The following is a 19,565-nucleotide window of genomic DNA, read 5'->3' on the forward strand; positions in this document are numbered from 1 at the left end:
AAATTCGTGTAGTTTTGTACTTAAAATTAACGAGGACTAACGATCAAAAAATTCAGACCATGTGTGGAGATTTTTTTACCATCTATAAGCACCTTCGCATGTATTAGCCTGTGGTTCATAATAGCAATGTTGTTTATATTGCCCTGTAAATGGTTGACCGTACCAGGTAGGTGGACATTCACCAACTGGGTTAAAATACCAAAGAGAATACTTGGAAGGATGCTCTCTCCAATAGTCTAAAGTTTGTTTAGCTAATCTTTTTTCCGCACTTCTTGCTCTATTATAAAAAACATTTCCTTTTTGTACTGCTTCAAATGAATAATTTCCACCTTGTACTTGATAAATTACATGCGATATAGCCCTTAAACCTTCAAAATCTAAGCAATCAGCTTTAAGTCGATTTACAATTACATTACCAACCATAAGCATCCCTAGTCGCCCTTCACCTTCTGCTTCTGCCCTCATCATCCTTGCCACTAAAGCTACATCACTGTCTGTATATTTTACTCGTGCCATTTTCATCACCTCTAAGAGAATTGTATGAGAAATTCCTTTAAAAATGTAGACTTTATATAATTAGTTTAAAATTATTCTTGTTAAAACTTTAACAAACAGGTCAAGAATTAAATGAAGACAGATATCATTTTTGATGGTCTATTTTTTCGTAGTAAATCAATCTAGAAATATTGGCATAATATGTTAAAGTTAAAGCATTAAGATATTTAACTGAAGAAACGTACCCGTTCGTAATATAAGGTTAGCCAGATATTTAAAGAGTATCCTTTATTTTCTGGTTGACCTTTTTTTATATGGTCTTATTATAACGGTAGTCGGGGTAGAACGTCGCACCCGTGGGACTCGATCCCGTTAGCTAAACTGTTCACCCCCTACTTGTATAAACATGTTTCAGGCTGGTTGGGACAATAGATCCCGTTTAACAAGCGAACCTATGACATTACAAGAAGCCTTTAGGGGATACCGACTAATTTATTATTCTAGGAGGAGATATTCTATGAATCCAGTCGTTGGTCTGGATGTTTCAAAAGGGGAAAGTCAGCTCCAAGCTTTTTTAGATAAAGGTAAACCATATCGTAAAAGCTTTAGTATTAAGCATGATCTTAATGGACTAGGTAACTTACTAGAATTTCTTGAAGAAGTTGAAGACGCAGCTAATGGCAATCCACCTTCGGTAGTTCTAGAGTCAACTGGTCACTATCATACTCCCGTTATTCAATTTTTGGAGGAACAACAGTATGTTTATATTATAGTAAATCCTCTCATTTCACATCGTGCCAAAAGTTCAAGTCTGCGTAAGGTTAAAACAGATGCTGTGGATGCCTATCACCTTTGTGAGCTGTTTTATAAAGAAGAATTAGAACCTTATAAAAAGCGAGGCATTCAGCTATTAAACCTTCGCAATCTTACTAGACAACAGGAAAGCATTGCAGAAATATCCGCAAAAACTAAGTTGCAGCTGCACTCTTTGATGGATCAGGTATTTCCAGAATATAGAGGTGTATTTGGTAGTTTATATTCTAAGGTTTCGTTGCTTACTTTACTTGAATTCCCAACATCTGAGGCAGTTTTGAAGATGAGTGAAAGAGAATTAGCAGACAGGATTGGTGCGTTATGTAAGAGTCGTTCCGACCTCTGGGCAATAGAAAAAGCACAGAAACTAAGAGATGCAGCTCTTCGTAATCCATTTAAGAAAAACTTATACGAGAGTCATATCTTTAATCTTGAGGTGTTGGTGACGATTGTTCTTCAATACCAAGAGCATCTATCGAAAATTGCGACTGAAATAGATGCCCTCGCTAATGAAATTGAAGAATATCATATACTCCAGTCTATCCCTGGTATCGGAGAAAAAATCGCCGGCACGATTATTTCTGAAGTTGGAGAGATAGATAGGTTCAATGATGCCAAAAAGCTCGTTGCATTTGCTGGAGTAGATCCAAGTGTTTATTCCTCTGGTAAGTTTACGGCATCCGTTAATCGAATTACTAAACGAGGATCCAATAGACTTCGCCATGCCTTATATATGGCGGTCCAAAGTGGTATTCGAGATTCTCGTAAAAAGAAGACAACAGATGATATCATGGCACGCAATAAAAGATTAAGAGAGTTTTACGATAAAAAACGTGAAGAAGGAAAACCCTTTAGAGTAGCAGTTATTGCATGTGTTAACAAGCTCTTACATTGGATTTACGCTTTACTAAAAAGCAGAACTACTTTCCAAGATATAGCTTAGAAACTATATCTAACTAAATACAACAAATCCTTCCAATTACAACTAATAGGAAGGTTATTTAGCATGTTCTTTTTTAGTATATCATGGGTATTTTAATTTTTTTATTGAAAAATATTGACAAACTATTAGCTGGTTTAGTCATTCTTATAGCGCAAGCCAGTGCTACACCACAGATGAAAATGGAGCCTGTCATTTGTAATGGTTGGAGGAATAAAACATGAAAATTTTTGATTCACATTTACATATTATTGACAAAACATTTCCATTGATTGAAAACCAAGGCTTTATTCCTGCTACTTTTACCAGTCAAGATTATCTTAACAGTGTAAAAAACTTAAATGTAGTAGGAGGTGCTGTTGTATCAGGCTCCTTTCAAGGATTTGATCAATCATATTTAGTTGACACTTTACAAACCCTTGGTAAAAATTTCGTTGGGGTAACTCAATTACCTTACAATTCATCAGATGAGGAAATTATTAGACTAAACGAATTGGGTGTGAGAGGCATTCGTTTTAATGTAAATCGTGGAGGCTCTGAGGATATATCACATTTGGATTATTTTGCGAGAAGAGTATATGAATTGGCGAATTGGCATACAGAGCTATACATTAATACTGAATCCTTAACGGAGATAGCAACAACAGTTGAAAAGCTTCCAGCGGTTTCAATAGATCACTTGGGGTTATCAAAAAGTGGCTATCCTGCACTTTTATCTCTAGTAGAAAAAGGTGTGAAAGTAAAAGCAACTGGTTTCGGAAGAATTGATTTTGATCCAGGAGAAGCAATTCGAACTATTTATTCCATAAATCCGGATGCGCTCATGTTTGGAACAGACCTACCTTCAACAAGGGCGAAAAGACCTTTTAATATTTCAGATATAGAATTGCTTTACGATATTCTTGAGGAAGAACAAGTTAAAAAAGTTTTATATGAAAATGCTATGAAGTGGGAGTTTTACGGACGATTAGCACCGTGATAAATTTTTCTTGAAACTATCAGTTGGTTATTGCGAAAACAGTTTGAGAATATATTAAATACAATCAGGTAACGATGCATTACCAAAGCTTTCTCTGTATGGAGGGTTGCTTTAGTAATGCAAGTTTACTTGTAATCTAATTATTGTAAACTGTATAAATAAATTCATCTTTCTATTTTAGACCAGTATGCACAAAATGAAATCACTCAGCTTTTCTTACCAAAATCGAATAAGCTCCACTAAACATAGCAAATAACAGACCCGTAATAGGAAACACAATCCAATTAATATACCACTGGCCATAAACGAAACCGCTTATTAAGAAAAAGATGACAGCTAAAGGCCAAATTATCGAAGCTACGGCACCTATGACACGATCTTCATCTTTTTCTTTTGTTTGTTGCGAATTATCCTTTAACAGTTTATCGTATGCAGCATACATATTACCAAAATATACGAATAAATACACTGCAACTGATACAATGGCTAACATAATAAACACACCAAAATTAGCTAAATGCTCATTAAAAGTAATCATGGTAAGAAGAACAGCTGGAGATAATATTATAAGCACAACACCAACAATCATGATGGTCGTAAAAGTTGGCTGGTAAGCGTCCTTCATTGTTTTAATCTTACTTTTTAAATCAATTGGTAAATCAAAATTCCCTTTCAAACTAATAAATTTATACTTATCTAATTTCATTCCCGAATAGATAAACAAGCCGACCGCAGTCGCTACACATAATAATAGTAAAATTACTCCTATATACATTCCTGTTTCCATAGACAAGCCGTTCATGTATCCATTTTCAAATAAACCTAGCAAAAGAACAAACATGGCTGAACCGAAAATACACAAAACCGCTCCAATTCCAATCCTTTGACCTGACTTTTTACTTACCTGAAGATATTCATCCACTTCTTGCTCAGTTAATAATGGTTGTGTCACGACATCTTCTTGCGAAATGCCGAACTCTTCGATTATTTCATCAATATTACCGAATTCCGAAATAACAATCCCAATTGCCTCATTATCCGTTTTACCAGCCAGCTTTAATTCATGATACTTCTCTTCCATATTAGCTAAAAGTTCATCCCTTAACTGCCTCATTTCAGTAGATTTAGGTAATGAAGCAAACATATTATCCACGTAATTAATAATGGTATCCATTATAGATAATCCTCCCTAATAAATTGATTAATTACTTCCTTCGTTAACTCCCACTCTCTACACTTTTCATGATAATAAAGCAACCCTGATTCGGTAATTCTATAATACGTTCGTTTTTTTCCAAAGGTTTGCTCGTTATGAAAAGATTCAATATAACCTTTTTTCAAAAGGCGGTTAAATGCTGAATAAAGGGTGGTTTCCTTTATGACATACTTGCCATTGGATAACTCTTTGATTCTTTTTGAAATTTCATATCCATAGGACTCTTTTTCTAACAATAAATAAAGAATAATCGTATCATTGTATCCTCGAATAACATCACTACTAATCAAAAAGCTGATCCCCCTTTCCACAACCAAACTTACTTCACCTGTCGTAGTAATTTTAGTTTATCACAATTACTACGACAGGTGAAGTAAAAATTTGATTCTCAAAGTATAAAAAAATAGACGGTGTGAAATATCCATTCACACCGTCTTTCTCTTAAGTGAGATTATGATCAGTTAGGGTCTTACAGATGATTAAAATACTCCTAATGTGCCATCATTTCATGGGCGATATCATGTCCATCCATTTCTGATGGGTAGTAAGTTGGCCAGTTTGTGACCTCCTCCAATAAAGCTCCACGATCGTCACCCCAGTACAGGTGATAGTGATCAGCTTCAGTTGGATAGATACTATGATCACTAAATTGGATGTACTGTGGAAGTCCTTCAGCATCATCTTCAAGTGCAAATATGTATCTTACCCCTCTATTGCCAGCTTCATAAGTTAAAATTTCATATCCATCATTGCTGTATTCTCCAGAATTCTCTTCATCACCTTCATAAAAAGTTACCATATTTCCCTCAATAACGATTCGGTCAACATCTGTCTCATATCCTTCATCATAATATTCTCTATATTCCTCTGCTGTCTTCTCACCATCATGTTCTTCCTTATGTTCAAATACCTCATCAAGCGTTCCATCCAATAGATATGGATATACGGATTGCCAGTCTCCTTCCCAATCAGAAAGCGGACGATCCTCTACCTGGCTGTCTTCGAAATAACCGGCATAAATATCTTCATCATGGTTATGGCTATGATCATGATCGTCGTGACTGTGTTCATGTTCATCATGTTCGTGTTCCTCTTCCTGTGCGTGATCTTCATGTTCTTCCTCTTCTTCAGAGGCATTTTCTGTTTCTGTCGCTGCTGATTCTGTTTCACTAACATCTGCCTCTTCTTCGGAAGACTCCTCACTTTGGCACCCTGCAAGTAGGATTATACCAACAGCTAGTACAATAAACCCTTTTGTAAATAAAAATTTCACTTATAACACTCTCCTTCTCTTAAAACGTAATCATTACGATTTATAATTATACCTGCACTTTCCCTAACCGTCAAGAAGAAATTGGTAATATTTCTGAACTCTTCATCTAAATAAAAAAGCCTATTACATCACTAAAAGTGACACAATAGACTTCCGCTTTATCTCGGATCCCGACACATTCCCGGAATTAAGAAAATATCGATAAACAACCAAATCCATAGTACGGCTAATGGAATGTAGCCAATTAAAAGCCATGTAGTACCCCATCCCACGATTCCAAGTAAAAGTTGGACAATACCACTACTAACGCGTCCTGTATAAAAACGATGCAAACCGATTTGTCCGAAGAAAAACCACAATAAATATGCAATAGCTAAGTTTCTTTCCTTCATCACATTAACTCCTCTCGTTTACGATTACATGTACTTGCTAATTTTATCATGTTAGGTTCATTATAGTGTATGAAAATAATGACTTAGCATTTATCATAATTTTGGAAATTGTATAAACTAACACCATATTGGTATTTGAATCATTACTTATTTAAACTGAAGATATAATATAAGATAAAGTGAGACTTCCATCAGTGGGGGTGTTACGGACGATTAGCACCGTGATAAATTTTGTTTTGCCCGTATCTTTCTACCCTCTACATTAGTTATATAAGTAGAGAGGTTCCAAAGGAGTGAATGAATTGAATGCCAACAAAAGTTTTTCTGCCGATGAAGGAGGTCATCATGTGGAAGTAGAAAGACAGTTACATCACTTTTATCCAAAACTGAAGAAATATTCATATTTTCTAGCTAAAAACAAATGGGATGCCGAGGATCTCATACAGGAAACTTTCTTTAAAGCGATGAAATATTACCATTCATCTGAAATAAGCGCAGCACTTTTGAACAAAATTGCTTACCATGAATGGATTGATACCGTAAAAAAAAGAAAAGTTGAGGTTTTTAAAACATTGGAAGATGAATCAAAAGAATACACAGCATGTAAGGCAGACCGATTGATTGATTTAGTAAAGTTACTAGTCAATAATTTAACCCCAAAACAAGCAGTTATTTTCATGCTTAAAGAAGCATTCAGCTATCAATCAAAGGAAATAGCTAATTTACTGGATACAACAGAAATGGCAGTCAAATCAACCCTGCATAGAGCAAAAAAAAGATTAAACAATGACACCTCCCTCCAATCCATCGATTCATTTTGGAAGGAAGAAGAAAGGGAAAAATTGTTTGAATTGTTATACCAATCCCTTCAAGCAGAAGATCCGGTTATATTGATTGATTGTATTTCCACCTTACATTCATTGGCAGAAACTTCAAAGCTAGCGCAACCAACGCACTCTGGTTCACCTCTCAATATGTATTCTATGGCCGCATAGGAAAAGGAGGAAATGATTTGGCTACGATTCCATATGTAATTGAACAATCAAGTCAAGGAGAACGATCATACGATATTTACTCACGTTTGTTAAAGGATCGAATTATTATCATTGGTGATGAGATTAATGATCAAGTAGCAAATATTGTGACAGCCCAACTATTGTTTTTAGAAGCCGATAATCCCGAAAAAGATATTTCTATTTATATTAACAGCCCAGGTGGCTCTACCTCAGCAGGATTTTCCATATTTGATACGATGGAACTTATTAAACCAGATGTTAGAACGATTTGCACGGGAATGGCTGCATCTTTTGGAGCCTTGCTACTTCTTGCCGGTACAAAAGGAAAGAGGTATGCTCTTCCCAACAGTGAAATTATGCTGCACCAACCTATTGGAGGGACAAAAGGTCAGGCGACAGAAATTGAAATTACAGCTCGAAGAATCTTAAAACTTAAAAGTCACATTAACCAAATTATTTCCGAACGTACAGGTCAATCCGTTGAAAAGGTAGCACAAGATACAGAGCGTGATTATTTCTTAAGCGCACAGGAAGCTATGGAATATGGGATCATCGATCAAATTATTAAGAAAAAATGATGATGGTTCGTAACACCTGAAAACAAAGGAAGAGGTTGTGTTCATTCAACATTAACGAAGGGCGTTCCATTATGAACGCTCTTCGCCAATTGATTATAGAAATTCACTCATTTGCCACTATATTTTTAGCCGCTGCTTGCGATGGATAGGAATGATCTACTCCTCCATCTAGCCAAACATTTACATGGTCACCTTTTTCAAAATCACTTACATCATCATAGCTTAAATATATTAGGTTGATGTATTCAGATTCTTTATCTATTTCACTAACTGTTTTATCCTTCATTTCTTCATATTCCTCTAAGGAAACATCTTCCATAACCAACAACCTTTGTTCATTAACTTCAAGTATATAACCTTCTATATCCGGATCTGAAAGCTCTGAACATCCAGCCATTAAAATAACGATAGCTAATAAGATAAATACTTTTTTAACGTCCTTATTGCTTTTCATCTAATCCCCCTCAAATCTTTATCCGTAAAAACTCCCTATTACTTTAATAACAAATCTATTACTTCCGATTTCGTATATTCCCCTATGTCTCCTATTTTGTCACTTACATATACTCCATTTTGTTTTTGTATAACACTAGAAGGGCTTAAAACGTAGTAGTATCCTTTTTCTCCTTCTCTAAGAAAAACAAGGTGCTCTTCTCCGCTTTTTACATAATCCGTCGATTGATCTAGTTTTATTTCCCCGGATGCTGTTCCAAATATTGTTTTGGATACCTCCAAACTTGAAGTCTGAACGTCTAGCCCATTACTTTTTTCTGTTTTTCTGTATCTTTCACTGTTACAAAAGCAATGAGATCTGCCCTTTCCTTCATTTCGTCTAATGATAATGCAGGCCAATCCTCTTTGGATTCTTCAGGCATAGAACTCCCCTTGATTGCTATTACTTTGACACGCCGAAATTGTAATAAGTAGGAGTGATAATGATAAAAACATGAAAAGTTTGATCATAAAACTACATCTTTTTTTGGATTAGACGATCAAAAACATTAATAGTTACAAAATATTCTTGCACTTTTTGTTCTTTCCACAAGCAGGTGGCAAGATAAGACTCCTTTAATATAACTATGAGTTTTTCAACTGCAATCTATTGTTTATTATTACTTTGCTCTCCAAACCGAACCATAGAAGCACAGATGGTAAGAATGCAACTACTAATGGATAATTCATGCCTTCCCAACCTAAAATATATAAGAAAGGAAGCTTATGAATAATAGATATAACATCAATTAAAGATTGCAATTCATTACTGTAAATGTTTTCGTATAAGTACAATATATAATTAAACATAAAAACGAAGGAAACAGATAATAGATTTAGATACCAAGAGTAGTAATTTTTAAGCAAAAAACCCATAAAATAATGAAATATTAACATCAAAAGAAAAACAACAAACACTGTATTGTTTAAAAGAGGACTATTCCAACTGGTTCCTATAGCACCAGTTCCAAATACTACTAATAAAAAGTGAAGAACAAAAGGTTTTATATTCATTTTAAGTATATTTCTAAATCTCAACATTCTCCCACCTTTGTTAAGAATGAATAAAGACACAAGTTGGAAATATATTCCATCACAGAAGTATGTCTTATGAAAACATTCAAATTAAAGGCAAAATTAATTTTAAATGTTCTTTAAGCACATCCCTTCACAATCAACAACCTAATTTTAACATGGTTATATAAATAAAAAATCCCCTTTGGATAAAGATTCCAAAGGGGTGAAAGATGCATTTTTTATAAAGAGTTAATCTTCCTTCATAGTGGTTAAACTTTATTTCAAATTTACATCATGATCTTTTTAAATCTTCTTCTGATCACGATTATCTAAGAAGCGTTCTAAACCTTTTTTTAATACCTCATTTAATTTTTCTGATTAACTGAGTAGAAAGAAACTCTAAGTCACTCTTCGATTATATCCGTACTTTTCTTAGGACTGTTATCTGTATTCAACCAACCTATTGGACTCATATTAACTTTGTTCGCCCCTGCGTATTTTGTAAGTGTTTCTACAACACTATTTAATGGAAGTACATTATAAGTATAAGGCAGTTCCTCATCATAATTATATTCAAAAGTAAATGGATCAGACGGTGGATTCATTTTATCCATATTCTCGCTTCCTACAATATGAGAAGACCATGCCCAATTTCCAATGGTTGATTTATCATACCATGTAAATCCTTTTGTAAAGAGATTTTCTCCATTATTGTCCCAACTGCTTCCTGTATAACTTCCATACTTATTTGTTATGTGAGAGTTGACAATTAAATTTCTGTTATACGCATCATGAAATAGCTCAGCCCATTGCGCATCCATGTTTTTTGTATCTAGTCCTTGTATCTCAGCACCTATGATAGGCTCATTAATATCATGGAATACAGAGGTATCTGCTGCAATCGAAGCACCATTCCTTGCATTAAGCGCTCTGGAAAGTGTATCTGTTCCATATTCAGAAATAGCACTTACATTATTTAAAACATCTTCATGAGTTGAGTTGTCAAGATACAGGTTATATGCATGACCACTACCCTGACGAATCATCGGAACTCTCTGCCCAATATTGGTATAACGGTTATAAGCAAGGGTTAAACGGATTCTTTGATTGCCATCTTTATAATCCATTCCACTACTGCTCACATAATTCACATAATCCTTATCTCCAGAACCAGTTAAATGCACCTTACTGTGGTATGCAGCATATGCCATTATCTGCTCTTTGGTCGCACCACCATTGCGCATGTTATAGTACACACTTTCTGAATCCAGTTCATTTGCATCATATTTCTCTTCCATATACTGAATAGATTGATAAATATCACTATCTTCTGGCGGATCCTCATCTGCAGGTAATCCGAATTCAGACCAGGAAATGGTAATATTAGAGCCACCATTCTCCGTATCAATTACTCCATCCGCAGCAATGGAAAATTTACTATGGTCGATCCATACATTATTTGCCCCATTTATTTTGATAAAAGTCCAACCTACTTCCTTATGTCGCCCTGTATCATCCCATTGCCACAAGCCATCAAAATTCAGATTCCTTATTACAATATCATTCGTTGATCTTTGTAACTTAAATTCTGCACTCCTAATTGTTTTCCCTTTTTTTGAAAAAATGGTTAACCCATCGACATTATTTATATCAATTTGTGAAACACCGGAGGATGCTAGCTTGGGGTTTGTAAACCCATTCATAGGATCCCTATATTCCCTTACAAAACGATACTTTTGTGCTTCTTCTGAACTTAAATTTAATTCTTTCCACCCTAAGTTTAGATCTTTCGCCACTTCAATTACTTTCACACTTCCATTCCCAGCATCCAAAATAGCCTGCAAAAACTCTCTTTCCGTTTTAACCTGACGATAATAAGAGGTATCAATATATTCACTTCGATCATTAACCCCTAATGATGCATAACCCGTTACAGAAAGAAAACTATCATCATAATCCTGGATATTTCTTGTTGTGTTTGGTATAGAATCAATTTCAGCTGCATTTGTTACTGTAGTTCCACCCAATAATAACGACGAAGTTAAAAAGGTTAGAATCAATAACCAGATTGTGGTCTTTTTCAATTTCATAACATTACCTCCTGTTAATAATAAAGTTAAAATAGTGATGGCTGCAAATGTATAATCAACTTTTCGTGCTTAAAATTACTTTATTACCTCTTGACGCAATGAAAATTCTCTTAGCAATATAATCATCATGAAACATGATGATTACTCGGTCATATGTTCGATAATCTGGTAGTCTCCCCTTATTGAGCTCCGAGCTATTAAACAAAAGTATATGACCTTTCTTTAGATGAAACACTTTTTCCTCAAAAGTAAACTGTGCTTCCCCCTTCTGACTCATTCATAGCCTGATTAGAGTGAAAGTCTTTTGGTGTTTTATTATCCATCTTATGTTGGATTGTGAATGGAGGCATGTCTACTTGTTTTTTCTCAGATATGAGTTTGTCTATTATCACTCAACACCTCCCCCTCATAGAAAACGTTTACATTTTGTATTATAGCATAATTTTTCCACTTTCTAATCATGAAATATTGTTGAATTATATTCCTATATTGCTATTTAAAGAATGGCTAGGAAGATTTTCTAACGAAAAGCAAATGTCTCTGCATAATCTCCTCGGGAGGGGCGATTCATCCCTCACTTATCACTTCAAACCTTCACGTGATGGAAGTGGGGCTTCTCGCCCAAAAAGATAAACAAATCAGAAACTACAACTTTTTATACATTATTGTTTGCAAATCCTGAAAACCAATCCGATTATATATTTCTTTTGCAAAGTTATTAGCAAACACATTGAGACGTATTTCATTAAATCCATACAACTTACTTTCTTTTATTGCAGATTGTAATAATTGCTTGGCTATGCCTAAATTCCGATATTTGGGTAAAACATACAGCTCGTAAATAAATGCATGTGTTAGATTGGTAATAGGATCGATATTTTTTCCCAGCAGAATCCATCCAGCTATTTCTTTATTAATTTCATATACTAAATAATAACCGTTTTGCTCAAGGGTAAATAAAGCCAGCTGTACAGCCTGTTCTTGACTTATAGTATCTTTCGATAACATAGCTTCATTTGCAACATCTTTGGCATTTGATAAAATAAACTCCACATCTTTATACGTTGCCTTCCTAATCATACGTATTCCCCTCAAAAAAGAATTGTAATAAAGCATATGTTTTAACTTAATATTTGTTCAGAAGTATTAAGAGGCAGATATACTGATAGGAACATGAAAAAATACTTAAACGACAAAAGGCTACCATCCAAGATGGCACCTTTTTTATTTCATTCACACAAAAAACAAGCATTTCGAGTATTATCAGATGCAGAATTTAGATAACCTTTCCCTATTGTGGGATAGAGTTTTCTGCGTTAATATAACCAGCACCATAGATGTTATTATCTCGGTCTTTCCATAAATCCGCTCCGTTTTTCAATAATTCTTTTATCTCGTCAGGAGTTAACTCAGGATTATGCTGTTTCATCAAACTAACTACCCCAGCACAAATAGGTGTCGCCATCGATGTACCCGACATGGTAAAGTAATATTCTTCCACACGATTGGACTTTTGCAGTTTATCGATATAAGAATTTGGTGAACGCAAGGATATAATATCAACTCCAGGTGCAAGAATATCTGGTTTTACTTCACCATAAATCGTTGGTCCTCTACTGGAAAAGCTTGCTACGTCATCGTCACTACGAGTATCTGCTGTGTCACGATCATCTAATGCTCCCACGGTAATGACTCGATCACTGAGAGCTGGACTTGAAATGGTTTGCGGGTCTGGTCCACTATTACCAGCTGCAACACAGACAGTAATTCCATTCCTCCAGGCTTCCTCTACGATTTGAACCAACGGATCCTGATCTTCTTCTCCATAATCCTGTGGCTCCGTTCCAAGAGACATACTCATAATATCAATCGGACTATCTGGATTATCTTCATTATATTGGATACACCATTCAACACCTTGCATGATCGTATCTAAGGAACCTGAACCAACGTTATTTAATACTTTTACACCTGCCACGTTTGCTTCAGGAGCCGGTCCCATGTACTTTCCAGAAGAAGCAGATCCATTTCCGGCTACATCTCCAGCGCAATGCGTTCCGTGGCCGTTATCATCATAAGGTTCAGACCGGCCATTAATAAAATCCACAAAATCGGTGATTCTTCCCGATAAATCCTGATGAGGATATATACCTGTATCAACAATTGCAATTTTGGTACCTTCTCCTGTTAACGTCGTATTATTTCGAACCACTTCTTTGGCGTTAGCTGATTCAACTGCAACATCTAATAATGCATGGATCTCTTTATTCTTATAGACCTTCTTGACATGCTTACAATTTGCTAGCATCTCATCTATGCTGTCAGGAGTCATATCAGCTGAACAACAGGAAATTCTCGAATAATAATGGTATAGTTTATTTTTTCGATGTTTTTTAGTAATCTGCCCTATTTGATAACACCCGGATTCATAAGCCTCTGGATGAAACTGAACAATAACAGATAGCTTTTTCTTACGCTTTAACCTTTTCTCAAATAATCGATGCAAAAAGCACGGTGTATATTTAAAAGGACGATATAAATTAACTAACTCATTACGTAAAGGTCGATCTAATTGCTTTGCATGGTTACGCACCGTCTGAATCATGGAATATCCAAACAAATTATCCCCTCATTTCTACTTTTTCTACAAACTATGAATGAATGAGAGGCTTGGCATCCATGATTGTCCATAAAACCTCGAAAATAGGTGAATCAACAAGAATGATAAAGTTCATATAGAGTGAGACTTCCATCAGTGGGGTATTTGTTCCTCCATTAGGCTCGGCGAAACTTATAGGATGTTAGCGTCCGTGATATTTTCTAGGTATTTCTAGCAATATATTACATTCATTAAATTTCTTTCAAATCCATAGACTAATAGTAAAAGGAAATTTAGTATGCTACGGAGAGGAGAAGAAAATGAATAACACTAGAATCGTTCGTAACCTGAATCAAAATTGGAAATTTCACAGAGGAGATGAGCCACATGCATGGTATAAAGGACATGACGATGCCAATTGGAGAGATATCACCCTGCCTCATGATTGGTCTATAGAAGAACCTTTTTCGAAGGAACACTCAAGTGGAACCGGTTATGTAGCTGGTGGTATCGGATGGTATAGAAAAAAGTTTATGCTTTCCCCTGAATTGAAAGGAAAGCGAGTATATATTACCTTTGAAGGCATTTATAATCATTCTCAAGTCTGGTGCAATAGCTATTACATTGGAAAAAGACCGTATGGATATAGCACGTTTACATATGACATCACAGATTTTGTTTCTTCTGAAAGAACCAATGTTATATCTGTAAAGGTGAACCATAAAGATGTTGCTGATTCCAGATGGTATACAGGTTCCGGTATTTATCGAGATGTCTACCTTACGATTACGGATCCCATTCATATAGATCAATACGGCGTATTCGTGACAACTCCAGAAGTATCAGCTGAAAAGGCAACCGTAGCAGTTAACATCCAATTAAATAATGAGACTAGTAAGCATGAAAATATTCAAATAAAAAATACACTCTTTGACCAGAATGGAAATACTATCAACACTTCTTCTGAGACAAAAGATATCCCAGGAGAAACCAGTTTAAATCTGGAGCAAACAATCCATGTGATAGAACCTAATTTATGGTCACCTGATCATCCTTATCTCTACACTGTCGTAACTGAAATTACCCGAAACAATCAGGTTATTGATAATGTAACAACGATGACCGGTATTCGCTCCTTTTCATTTGATCCGCAAAAGGGCTTTTTCCTAAACAACGAAAATATGAAAATCAAAGGTGTTTGCGTGCACCATGATGCAGGCGGATTAGGAGCAGCCGTCCCTCAAAAGGTGTGGGTTCGTAGACTTAAAGCCTTAAAAGAGATGGGTTGTAATGCGATACGAATGAGTCACAATCCACCAGCACCAAACTTACTCGATTTATGTGACAGTATGGGCTTTCTCGTAATGGATGAAGCATTTGATGAATGGGAAGGTGTGAAAAACAAATGGTCTACTGGACATAATGTCTATCCACCTAAACATTATGGTTACTATGAAGATTTTCCACAATGGGCAGAAATTGATTTGAAGGAAATGGTTTTAAGAGACAGAAACCATCCATCTATCATTTTATGGAGTATCGGAAATGAAATAGATTATCCAAACGATCCCTATTGCCATCCTTATTTCGAAGCCATGACAGGCAATAACGATGCGAATAAACCCGCTGCTGAGAGAGTCTATGACCCTGATAAACCAAATGCAGAAAGACTGACCACTATTGCAAAACGACTAGTTAAATATGTAAAGGAATGTGATCAAACGAGACCTGTTACATCCGCTTTGGCATTTCCTGAACTGTCGAATTTAACTGGATACGCCCAGGCTTTAGATGTAGTCGGCTATAATTATAAAGAACATCTGTATCAAGATGATCTCAATAAATATTCGGACCATGTAATCTATGGAAGTGAAAACAGCCCAAGTTTGGATAATTGGTTAAAAGTCAGGGACAATGAAGCAATCAGTGCTCAATTTATCTGGACCGGTATCGATTATTTAGGAGAGGCAAAAGGATGGCCTGTAAGAGCCGCTCAAGCCGGGTTCTTAGACCTTGCTGGCAACAAAAAAGCCAGCTACTATTATCGTCAAAGTCTCTGGAGTAATCAACCAATGGCATTCCTGGCAGTAAAGCGGAAAGACGACCCAGAATCAGACCGGAATCCCCGATGGAAAGGTGATCCTCATTGGAATTGGAATGATGGAGAGCAACTGGAGGTCTTTTGTTATACCAATTGTCAAGAAGCAGAATTATTTCTTAATGATACATCCTTAAAAATGAAAAAAAAGAACGATGATAGCTATATTCACTGGAATGTAGCTTTTCAACAAGGTGTATTAAAAGTAGTCGCCAAAGATCATGATGGTAAGCAACATGTACATCAACTTGTTACTGCTTCAGATCCTAAGAAACTTGATATTGATATAGACTATCCAGAATTGAAACCGGATGGTCAGGATATAACACACTTGGAAATGCAAATCACGGACAAGAACGGAAATCCTGTTTATCACGCAGATAACCGAATTGAGCTATTGATTGATGGGCCGGGAGAAATTATCGGCATGGAAAATGGGAATGCGCAAGATATTCAAACATATAATGCTAATCATAGAAAAGCGTACCATGGCAAACTAGTTGCTTTTGTTCGTTCTAAAGCAGAAGAAGGAACGATTAATGTAACCATGAAGTCAGAAGGATTAGATACAGCTCAAATCTCCATCCCTGTTAAAATCTAATCAATTTATGAGTCTAAACTTCTCTTCTTTTCAAATAAACTAGAAATAAGACGATTATAAACAACAAATCTAGGCGTATTTTTCCTAGATTTGTTGTTTACCTTGTTTTTAGGGTATTCGGGGAAATAGCGTAGAAAAATCAGCATCATTTACCTCTTCATATATCCCTTTAAAGAGTTGTGCAGAGTTAGGGAATTAAACTAACTCTTTCCAAGCCACTTCGACTTCATTGCAATTCTTTTTTCTTTTAATTTTTCAATAACCTTGAGTAAATATATTTTTTGCTCTTAGGACTTTTAATGAGTGCTTCAAAATAAGCCCTTAACTCTTTAGGAACATCTGTAAGAAGCACATGATCTCTCATGAGTTGTTCACGCTCTTTAGCTGACACATTTTGACGTTTGACTTTACGTCATTAGTTGCAACTTATTAACTGCTTATAGCAGGAGCCTTATGAATATAATGTCCTTCTACCAACTCATGGTAAATGAAAGTTGCTAGTTCTGTTCGAGAGAGACTTGTTCCTACAGCGCCATTCCCATAGTAGCCGGATCGAATGGGACTTGATCCAGGCTTATTATTAAGTACTGGAATTCTCACAAGCGTCCAGTCAAGATTAGATGCGCGTATGAATTGAGCAGCTTTTCTAACTTCTTTTACATGTTTAGGTATGAACATTTTTACAAAACCGATTAATAACAATCGTTTGAAATTGAATTTGTCGTGTGAATCGTCAACACTTATTGCTGATGCTGCTACAATTCTCCGAATATGATGTTTTTTCATGCCAGAAATGATGTTCTCCGTACCAATATTAACTGCCCCCATCAATTCAACTACTGCATCCGTACCAACAACAGCTTGTTCTATCATCTTCTGATCCGTTACCGTACCCTTTAATACCCGTAATCTGCCATGTTTGATGGGGATTTTTTCAGGACTTCGAGTATATGCAACCACCTCATGCCCTTCTTTGAGTGCCTTTTCTAGAAATAAGAGCCCTGTCCTACCTGATGCACCGAAAACGGTAATTTTCATTTTATTCCTCCTCGTAAATATGCCGTACTATCATCGTAAACTATCCAACAGAAGTTGACTAAGCAACAGTTGTCTTTTATTATTATATTAAGAAAGTTTTAGACTATCAATCACCAAATTATCTGGTTTGTTGTGTAATCAACATATTGATAAAAATGACTATTATCACCTTTTATAGCGAAAAGTAAAAAAGGGAGGTACTACATGAATACTTACGTTAATCCGAACGATCCACGTGTGAAACGCACACGCAAATTTTTACAACATGCTTTTTTAGAATTACTTGATGAGAAGGACTTTCAGGCCATTACAATTCAAGATATCACAGAGCGTGCAGAAGTAAACCGATCCACATTCTATCACCACTTCCAAGACAAATATGAATTGCTTGATCTCACGATTGGTAGCATGTTTTCAGATATTCTTTCGAAATGGATTCCAGAGGATAAAGAGATGAGTAAACAAACATTGGTACGAAACTTGATGTTGGCTGTATGTCAGTGGCAAGTTGAAACTGGAAAACACATTAATCGTAAAATGTCGTTATCAGCAACTATAGAAAAAACTACAATACAACACTTGTATACCATTATTGTTTCTTGTTTGAAACAGACAGAACTAAAAACTGTAAAAGATCAACGAAAAACGGAAGTTACAGCGACAATGATTAGTTGGTCAATATATGGAATTGTTTTTCAGTGGGTTAGTAATCAAGAAACAGAATCCGCCGAAGAATTAGTCGATCTTACTCTACCGTTTATTTTGGCATGTCTATACTCAACTTGATGACACGATTTTTGGAAACTCTCAAACCTCAAAAAAAAAATGATACCACAAATGTTTAGTTGGAGGGGGAATCTCATCCCAGGATGTGTCAGTATTCTGCATTCCACCCACTAATGATTTTCAAGACTTTTCAGGGTATGGCGGTTATCCCCTTTTTTCGGACAGTAGTAACGTGATAAAGCTAATGACGTTATTAGTAGATCACCACCTGTCGTTAAAAGTGGCCTTTTGATTGAGATTGTCCTCTTCTAACGAATTAACTTTGACGAGGATAGATTTTCAAAGTATTTCAATAAAGCACTATGATCGCTTTTTGCTTCTCCACTCTTTATTAAATCTTCTACAAATTCTGTAACCATTGAAGTTAAAGGCATTTCTACATTTAAAGATTGTGCGTTTTTTAAAACATTGTCTAAGTCTTTCTTATGCAACTCCAATGTGAATCCTGCCATAAAATTGTTATCGGTCATCATAGGAAACTTTGCGTTTAAAGCATTACTCCCTGCTAAACCTCCACTGATTGCCTCATATATACTTCGAGGGTCCACCCCACTCTTTGCACCTAATAAAAAGGCTTCAGAGATAGCTGCGATATTCAATGCAACAATCGATTGATTGACTAACTTGGCAACATTTCCGCTACCTACATCTCCAACTCGATGTACACTTTTCCCCATAGCCAATAGTAGCTTGCGGTATAGCTCATAATCACTCTCATTAGCTCCAACCATAATAGCTAGGGTACCTTCTATTGCTCCTGACTCCCCTCCGCTTACTGGTGCGTCCATCATTCTAATCCCTTTGTCTTGAAGTGTTACATCTAATTCCCTCGCTACAATCGGAGAAATAGAGCTCATATCAATCACCATTTTTCCTTTTGACAATCCCTCTATGGCACCATCTACCCCTAAAAGTACTTTCTTCACGTCAGGAGAATCCGGTAGCATGGTTACTAACACATCTACCTTTTGAGCTACCTCTTTGGGTGATTGTGCTGCTTCCGCTCCTTCTTTAATCAATTCCTGAACTGACGTCTGACTTCTATTATATACAACTAAGTCATATCCACTTTTCATTATATTTTTAGCCATTGGTTTTCCCATAATACCTAGACCAATAAAGCCAACACGTTCCATACGATC

At 35.9% G+C, this 19,565-nt stretch carries 20 protein-coding genes; 6 read left to right on the forward strand and 14 right to left on the reverse strand.

What is annotated here, in order from left to right:
• Positions 1 to 75: 75 nt before the first annotated feature.
• The gene (locus tag GI584_RS18565; protein ID WP_153792154.1) at positions 76 to 516 is read right to left on the reverse strand and encodes a cell wall hydrolase; all 441 of its coding nucleotides are present in this window, start codon (positions 514 to 516) and stop codon (positions 76 to 78) included.
• Positions 517 to 1,012: 496 nt separating this feature from the next.
• Between GI584_RS18565 and GI584_RS18570 the strand changes: the two genes are divergently transcribed.
• Together GI584_RS18570 and GI584_RS18580 are read left to right on the forward strand one after the other, a co-directional pair.
• Complete coding sequence (locus GI584_RS18570; protein ID WP_153790542.1) at positions 1,013 to 2,251, forward strand: IS110 family RNA-guided transposase; 1,239 nt, start codon at positions 1,013 to 1,015, stop codon at positions 2,249 to 2,251.
• 217 nt (positions 2,252 to 2,468) lie between these two features.
• Positions 2,469 to 3,227, forward strand: a complete 759-nt coding sequence (locus tag GI584_RS18580; protein ID WP_153792156.1) for an amidohydrolase family protein — start codon at positions 2,469 to 2,471, stop codon at positions 3,225 to 3,227.
• A 202-nt stretch (positions 3,228 to 3,429) separates the two neighbouring features.
• Here the strand turns inward: GI584_RS18580 and GI584_RS18585 are convergent, their stop codons facing one another.
• The 4 genes from GI584_RS18585 to GI584_RS18600 form a co-directional block, all read right to left on the reverse strand.
• The gene (locus GI584_RS18585; protein ID WP_153792157.1) at positions 3,430 to 4,401 is read right to left on the reverse strand and encodes a permease prefix domain 1-containing protein; all 972 of its coding nucleotides are present in this window, start codon (positions 4,399 to 4,401) and stop codon (positions 3,430 to 3,432) included.
• On the reverse strand, positions 4,401 to 4,733 hold the full coding sequence (locus GI584_RS18590; RefSeq protein ID WP_100359298.1) for a PadR family transcriptional regulator: 333 nt from the start codon (positions 4,731 to 4,733) through the stop codon (positions 4,401 to 4,403). Before GI584_RS18590 ends, GI584_RS18585 begins: the two co-directional genes overlap by 1 nt.
• 200 nt (positions 4,734 to 4,933) lie before the next feature.
• A complete protein-coding gene (locus GI584_RS18595) occupies positions 4,934 to 5,716 on the reverse strand; it encodes a metal-binding protein ZinT (protein WP_100359297.1) in 783 nt (260 codons plus the stop codon).
• Between the two features lie 158 nt (positions 5,717 to 5,874).
• Positions 5,875 to 6,108, reverse strand: coding sequence for a TM2 domain-containing protein (locus GI584_RS18600; protein ID WP_194842040.1), 234 nt, complete (start codon positions 6,106 to 6,108; stop codon positions 5,875 to 5,877).
• A gap of 302 nt (positions 6,109 to 6,410) precedes the next feature.
• Here GI584_RS18600 and GI584_RS18605 point away from each other — a divergent pair, with 302 nt between their 5' ends.
• Both GI584_RS18605 and clpP read left to right on the forward strand, forming a co-directional pair.
• The gene (locus tag GI584_RS18605) at positions 6,411 to 7,103 is read left to right on the forward strand and encodes a sigma-70 family RNA polymerase sigma factor (RefSeq protein WP_194842041.1); all 693 of its coding nucleotides are present in this window, start codon (positions 6,411 to 6,413) and stop codon (positions 7,101 to 7,103) included.
• 17 nt (positions 7,104 to 7,120) lie between these two features.
• On the forward strand, positions 7,121 to 7,702 hold the full coding sequence (gene clpP, locus GI584_RS18610; protein ID WP_100359294.1) for an ATP-dependent Clp endopeptidase proteolytic subunit ClpP: 582 nt from the start codon (positions 7,121 to 7,123) through the stop codon (positions 7,700 to 7,702).
• Positions 7,703 to 7,805: 103 nt separating this feature from the next.
• On the opposite strand, the gene GI584_RS18615 is transcribed toward clpP, so the two are convergent.
• From GI584_RS18615 to GI584_RS18645, 7 genes are all read right to left on the reverse strand, one after another.
• Complete coding sequence (locus tag GI584_RS18615) at positions 7,806 to 8,156, reverse strand: DUF3221 domain-containing protein (RefSeq protein WP_228552273.1); 351 nt, start codon at positions 8,154 to 8,156, stop codon at positions 7,806 to 7,808.
• A 298-nt stretch (positions 8,157 to 8,454) separates the two neighbouring features.
• A complete protein-coding gene (locus GI584_RS24260) occupies positions 8,455 to 8,577 on the reverse strand; it encodes a hypothetical protein (protein WP_267902829.1) in 123 nt (40 codons plus the stop codon).
• Positions 8,578 to 8,779: 202 nt separating this feature from the next.
• On the reverse strand, positions 8,780 to 9,232 hold the full coding sequence (locus tag GI584_RS18625; protein ID WP_100359292.1) for a hypothetical protein: 453 nt from the start codon (positions 9,230 to 9,232) through the stop codon (positions 8,780 to 8,782).
• Between the two features lie 383 nt (positions 9,233 to 9,615).
• Positions 9,616 to 11,301, reverse strand: coding sequence for a pectate lyase family protein (locus GI584_RS18630; protein WP_153792159.1), 1,686 nt, complete (start codon positions 11,299 to 11,301; stop codon positions 9,616 to 9,618).
• 242 nt (positions 11,302 to 11,543) lie between these two features.
• Positions 11,544 to 11,693, reverse strand: coding sequence for a hypothetical protein (locus GI584_RS18635; protein ID WP_153792160.1), 150 nt, complete (start codon positions 11,691 to 11,693; stop codon positions 11,544 to 11,546).
• Positions 11,694 to 11,946: 253 nt separating this feature from the next.
• Positions 11,947 to 12,381 carry a GNAT family N-acetyltransferase gene (locus GI584_RS18640; protein ID WP_157801828.1) on the reverse strand — a complete coding sequence of 145 codons (435 nt, stop codon included), beginning with the start codon at positions 12,379 to 12,381 and terminating at the stop codon, positions 11,947 to 11,949.
• 211 nt (positions 12,382 to 12,592) lie between these two features.
• Complete coding sequence (locus GI584_RS18645) at positions 12,593 to 13,921, reverse strand: S8 family peptidase (RefSeq protein ID WP_153792161.1); 1,329 nt, start codon at positions 13,919 to 13,921, stop codon at positions 12,593 to 12,595.
• Between the two features lie 299 nt (positions 13,922 to 14,220).
• On the opposite strand from GI584_RS18645, the gene GI584_RS18650 reads away from it, so the two are divergent.
• The gene (locus GI584_RS18650; protein WP_153792162.1) at positions 14,221 to 16,599 is read left to right on the forward strand and encodes a glycoside hydrolase family 2 TIM barrel-domain containing protein; all 2,379 of its coding nucleotides are present in this window, start codon (positions 14,221 to 14,223) and stop codon (positions 16,597 to 16,599) included.
• A gap of 429 nt (positions 16,600 to 17,028) precedes the next feature.
• Here the strand turns inward: GI584_RS18650 and GI584_RS18655 are convergent, their stop codons facing one another.
• On the reverse strand, positions 17,029 to 17,637 hold the full coding sequence (locus GI584_RS18655) for an NAD(P)-dependent oxidoreductase (RefSeq protein ID WP_153792163.1): 609 nt from the start codon (positions 17,635 to 17,637) through the stop codon (positions 17,029 to 17,031).
• A 204-nt stretch (positions 17,638 to 17,841) separates the two neighbouring features.
• On the opposite strand from GI584_RS18655, the gene GI584_RS18660 reads away from it, so the two are divergent.
• Positions 17,842 to 18,423 (forward strand): TetR/AcrR family transcriptional regulator, encoded by a 582-nt coding sequence (locus GI584_RS18660; protein WP_153792164.1) that lies wholly within the window; start codon positions 17,842 to 17,844, stop codon positions 18,421 to 18,423.
• A gap of 248 nt (positions 18,424 to 18,671) precedes the next feature.
• Here GI584_RS18660 and garR read toward each other — a convergent pair whose 3' ends face one another.
• A complete protein-coding gene (gene garR, locus GI584_RS18665; RefSeq protein ID WP_153792165.1) occupies positions 18,672 to 19,559 on the reverse strand; it encodes a 2-hydroxy-3-oxopropionate reductase in 888 nt (295 codons plus the stop codon).
• Between the last annotated feature and the right edge of the window lie 6 nt (positions 19,560 to 19,565).

It is taken from the genome of Gracilibacillus salitolerans, from assembly GCF_009650095.1.
Classification (GTDB): domain Bacteria; phylum Bacillota; class Bacilli; order Bacillales; family Amphibacillaceae; genus Gracilibacillus; species Gracilibacillus salitolerans.